This window comes from Fulvivirga sp., from assembly GCF_040220315.1.
Taxonomy (GTDB): Bacteria; Bacteroidota; Bacteroidia; order Cytophagales; family Cyclobacteriaceae; genus Fulvivirga.
In genome coordinates this window covers 1-3,224 of record NZ_JAVJUY010000004.1, presented here as the reverse complement: position 1 = coordinate 3,224, position 3,224 = coordinate 1, and the positions used below count along the sequence as shown (strand labels likewise).

4 protein-coding genes are annotated in these 3,224 nt (G+C 38.9%); 2 read left to right on the top strand and 2 right to left on the bottom strand.

Annotated features, from left to right (window positions below; genetic code table 11):
• Both RLO81_RS00260 and RLO81_RS00255 read right to left on the bottom strand, forming a co-directional pair.
• Positions 1-852 (bottom strand): signal recognition particle protein (locus tag RLO81_RS00260; RefSeq protein ID WP_350105574.1); only part of this gene is annotated, 852 nt, incomplete at its 3' end.
• Between the two features lie 59 nt (positions 853-911).
• The gene (locus tag RLO81_RS00255; protein WP_350105571.1) at positions 912-2,108 is read right to left on the bottom strand and encodes a molybdopterin molybdotransferase MoeA; all 1,197 of its coding nucleotides are present in this window, start codon (positions 2,106-2,108) and stop codon (positions 912-914) included.
• Positions 2,109-2,125: 17 nt separating this feature from the next.
• On the opposite strand from RLO81_RS00255, the gene moaC reads away from it, so the two are divergent.
• Positions 2,126-2,611 carry a cyclic pyranopterin monophosphate synthase MoaC gene (gene moaC, locus RLO81_RS00250; RefSeq protein WP_350105568.1) on the top strand — a complete coding sequence of 162 codons (486 nt, stop codon included), beginning with the start codon at positions 2,126-2,128 and terminating at the stop codon, positions 2,609-2,611.
• Entirely contained in the window at positions 2,568-3,140 is a 573-nt protein-coding gene (locus RLO81_RS00245; RefSeq protein ID WP_350105566.1) for a molybdenum cofactor guanylyltransferase, read from the top strand. Before moaC ends, RLO81_RS00245 begins: the two co-directional genes overlap by 44 nt.
• Positions 3,141-3,224 lie beyond the last annotated feature (84 nt).

Genomic DNA, 3,224 nt, shown 5'->3' with positions numbered 1-3,224 from the left:
GTGGAACTTATCAATGGCCTCCATTTTCTCACCGTGTGAGATAAATTTGATAGGCTTTTCAACAACTCTTCGAATAGAAATTGCCGCACCACCTCGTGTATCACCATCTAACTTGGTTAATACAACACCATCAAAATCTAATCTTTCATTAAAGGTTTTAGCAGTATTCACCGCATCCTGACCAGTCATGGAATCAACTACAAATAGTGTTTCAGAAGGATCGAGTGCTTTTTTTATATCGGAGATTTCGTTCATCATCTCCTCATCCACTGCCAATCGACCGGCTGTATCGACAATTAATATTTTCTTGCCACCATCTTTGGCTGCCTTTATTGCATTGCTGGCAATTTGAACTGCATTTTTATTTTCAGGCTCGGCATACACCTCTACTCCTATCTGCTCACCTAACACCTTCAACTGGTCAATAGCCGCTGGTCGGTAAATATCACATGCCGCAAGCATCACTGTATTGCCTTGCTTTTTGAGCATGTTCGCCAACTTACCAGAGAAAGTGGTTTTACCAGAACCCTGCAAACCAGAGATAAGAATAACCGCTGGGCTACCTTTTATATCTATTTCTTCATGGCTACCACCCATTAATTGGGTTAGCTCATCGTTTGTAATCTTCGTTAAAAGCTGACCAGGAGAAACTGCCGTTAGTACGTCTTGACCTAATGCTTTTTCTTTTATCTCATCCGTTACATCTTTGGCTACTTTGTAGTTTACATCGGCATCAATTAACGCTCTACGAATTTCTTTCATCGTAGTGGCCACATTTACCTCTGTAATGCTTCCCTGCCCTTTTAGCGTTTTAAACGCTTTATCTAACTTTAAACTTAAATTATCAAACATATTTTCAGTGTTCTATTTGCGACTGCAAAATTATGGATTTTGACGGTAAAGAGTAAATTTTATTCAGATGTTCGATAAGGAATATAAGGAAATACTTCTCCTGCTTTAAAGTTCGACTTGTTTGCTGGTAGCTCAAGAAAGCCATCTGCAAAAACCAAATTAGCCAAATCGCCAGAACCCTGACCTACTACAGGTTTCGCTTTTAACATACCCTTGTCATTGTTGACTTTAACCTGAAGAAAATATGTAAGGTCGGGCTTAAACTCAAAGTCTTCTGCCAATTGCGTCAGTTGAATATTGTCATCCAAACTATAACTCTTTCTAAGCCATGGAAGTATATATTTGTTAAAACATAAAAATGTGGAAACGGGATTTCCAGGTAAAGCAAAGACTGATTTTTTTCTAATAGTACCGAACCAAAATGGCTTTCCAGGGCGCTGAGCTACTCGATGAAAATGTTTCGTTACACCCAATTCTTCAAGCACTTCTGGAACAAAGTCACTTTTGCCTTTTGAAACACCTCCACTTAAAACCAGCACGTCATATTCCGACAGAATTTTTTCTATTCTGGATTTTAATTCTTCCTTTTTATCAACGATATGAAAAACCTGCGAAACCATACCCAGTTGATCTAAACTAGCCCTAAGCACGTGTGAATTAGATTGCCTAATCTGATACATTTCGGGCTCTTCTTCCACATTTACCAATTCATCACCTGTAGAAATAATAGCAAATTTCAGAGGTTTATAGACTTTTACCTTGTTCTTACCCACAGTGGTGATGACTCCCATTTCGGCTGGTGTAATAAGCGTATTTGACTCTATAATGATCTGTTTTGTTTTTATATCCTGGCCTTGTAAATGGATGTTTTGTCCTTTTTTAATTTCGATATCGTTAATGACAGCTTTGTTCCCTTCAATGGTCACATCTTCATAGCGGATCACGGTATCAGCACCAATAGGAAGCATGGCGCCAGTCATCACTTCAAGGCAATTGACGACATTTTTGAGTTCGAGTTGCGGAGCACCAGCCAATTGCGTTGCTTCAATAGCAAATAGTCGCTGGCCTGACTGGTATTGCTCATTGTTGATTGCCACGCCATCCATCATTACCCTGTTAAATGGAGGAAAATCCCTGTCGGCCGCAATGGGTTCCGCTAACACTTTTCCAACTGCATCATAAAAAGGAACTTCAATAAGTTCTGGCTCAATAATATTTGATTGAATGATCTCAACTGCTTCTTGTACGGATATCATTTATTAAATTTGATTATATGACAAGTGGAAAATTAACACATATAGACGAAGATGGGAACCCAAAAATGGTAGATGTTTCAGATAAGCGTGTGACCAAGCGAACGGCAGTTGCTCAATCTATCGTATATCTGCCAGATGAGGTAGTAGCTGCATTTGATCAAAATAATGAGTTAGTCACAAAAAAAGGATCCGTTACACAGACAAGCATTATCGCTGGTGTAATGGGTGCAAAAAAAACGTCTGAGCTCATTCCATTTTGCCATCAGTTAAACCTTACCAATTGTAAAATTGATATCAGGAGGGATAAAAATGAACTGGTTATTTCATGTACTGCCATTTGCAACGGGCAAACCGGAGTGGAAATGGAAGCACTCACAGGAGCAAGCATTGCTGCTTTAACAGTGTATGATATGTGCAAAGCATTATCGCATGATATTGTCATAAAAGAAACCCGATTAATTGAAAAAACCGGAGGAAAAAGTGATTTCAAAAGATCGCGTTAACGGACTGGTTTTGATGGGAGGGCAAAGCTCACGAATGGTAGAAGACAAAGCATTCTTAAAAATTAATTACAAGCCTCTTTTTGAAATTGCTCATGACCTGCTAACCGAATTTTGTGATCAAGTTTATCTTTCTTGTCATGAAGGTCAGGCTGCAAAGCTTTCTAAGAAATATACTTTACTTGTTGATGATGAATCTTTTAAAGGGCCCATTGGCGGCATCAGGCAAGCGTTTGCAAAAGAGACTACTCATTGGTTGATTTTACCTTGTGACATGCCCTTTCTGACAAAAAATTCTATTGAAAAGCTTCTAATCGATGCGAACAAAAATGATGTTGTTTGTGCATCTGATGCTTCAGGACAAATCAATCCACTTGTAGGCCTTTATAAAAGTACTTGTAGTGAGAAGCTCAAGAATTATACTGGTGATAGTCCGAAAGAGTTTGTGAAGCTGGTTAGATTTGGGGCAATACCTTTTAGTGCTAAAGAATTGGTGAATTTGAATCGACCGGAGGATTTAAATAAATTATAATTAGTGGTCATGGCGACAGTGGTGGCCTGCTGCTGGGAGCTTTAGCAAAGGCAGGCATCTTACTAAGATAGAATAGCAAATTTT

Excerpts from the sequence above, each read along its gene's own strand:
- RLO81_RS00255 (WP_350105571.1), bottom strand. The coding sequence starts at position 2,108 with ATGATATCCGTACAAGAAGCAGTTGAGATCATTCAATCAAATATTATT.
- moaC (WP_350105568.1), top strand. The coding sequence starts at position 2,126 with ATGACAAGTGGAAAATTAACACATATAGACGAAGATGGGAACCCAAAA.